Source organism: Methylophaga pinxianii, assembly GCF_020447225.1.
GTDB classification, from domain to species: domain Bacteria; phylum Pseudomonadota; class Gammaproteobacteria; order Nitrosococcales; family Methylophagaceae; genus Methylophaga; species Methylophaga pinxianii.
In genome coordinates this window covers 1-1,145 of sequence record NZ_JAJAEO010000075.1, presented here as the reverse complement: position 1 = coordinate 1,145, position 1,145 = coordinate 1, and the positions used below count along the sequence as shown (strand labels likewise).

Below are 1,145 nucleotides of genomic sequence, written 5' to 3'. Positions count from 1 at the left end.
GGTACCTGCCAGCTGTGATTGCCCTGATTGTGGTAAAGCGATGAAGGCGGCCGGTGAAGATGTGTCCGAGTTGCTGGATGTGGTGCCTGCCCAATACCGGGTGATTAAAATTGTTCGCCCCAAATACCGCTGCAAGTCTTGCGAGCGTATTGTGCAGGCCCCGGCCCAGGAACGGGTCATTGATAAAGGCATGGCAAGTTCTGCCTTAATCGCTCAGGTCATTGTCGATAAATACGCAGACCACCTGCCACTGTATCGCCAGGCTGAGCGGTTCAAACGCGAAGGCATTGACCTTGACCGTTCAACACTCGCAGGTTGGGTGGGCCGGGTCGGCGCTTTACTTCAGCCATTGGTCGGCGCTATCCGAGCGCATGTGATGGCAGGTCATAAACTGCATGCCGATGACACCACGGCGCCGACCTTGAAACCGGGAAACGGCAAAACCTTGACTGGCCGTTACTGGAATTATGTACGTGATGACCGGCCATTTTCAGGTAAAGCGCCACCGGCGGTGTGGTTCCAATACAGCACCTCACGCAAAGGTCAGGAACCGTTACAACACCTCAAAGGCTTTACGGGTGTGATACAGGCCGATGCTTATGCAGGGTATAACCTTGCTGTGCAACGCGGTATCACCCGCGCCGGTTGCTGGGCACATGTCAGGCGCAAGTTTTATGAGATAGCCGAAGCCACCGAGAGCCCCGTGGCCAGGGAAGCCATTAAGCGGATAGAAGCCTTGTATCGTATTGAACGCAGCATTAATGGCAAGCCACCGGATGAACGACAACAACGCCGGCAACAACAGGCTGTGCCCTTAATGGCTGACTTTAAAGTGTGGCTTGATACAAAACTGCGGGAATGTGCCAAAGGCTCTGGGCTTGGCAAGGCGATTAACTATGCCCGCAAGCAATGGGAGAGTCTGGTGCTGTACCTTGAAGACGGTCATGTTGAAATCGACAACAATGCTGCTGAGCGGGCTATCCGGCCGCTGGCACTCGGACGTAAAAACCATCTGTTTGCTGGCTCTGAAGAGGGTGGCCATTATGGGGCTGCGCTATACAGTATCCTCGGGACGGCCAAGCTCAACGATATTGACCCCAAAGCCTACCTCACCGCCGTGCTCAAACGCATCAACAACACGCCCA

1 protein-coding gene is annotated in these 1,145 nt (G+C 54.8%); it reads left to right on the top strand.

Annotation, left to right across the window (positions count from 1 at the left end; translation table 11 throughout):
• On the top strand, positions 1-1,145 hold a 1,145-nt coding region (gene tnpC, locus LGT40_RS00365), incomplete at both ends, for an IS66 family transposase (protein WP_226343113.1).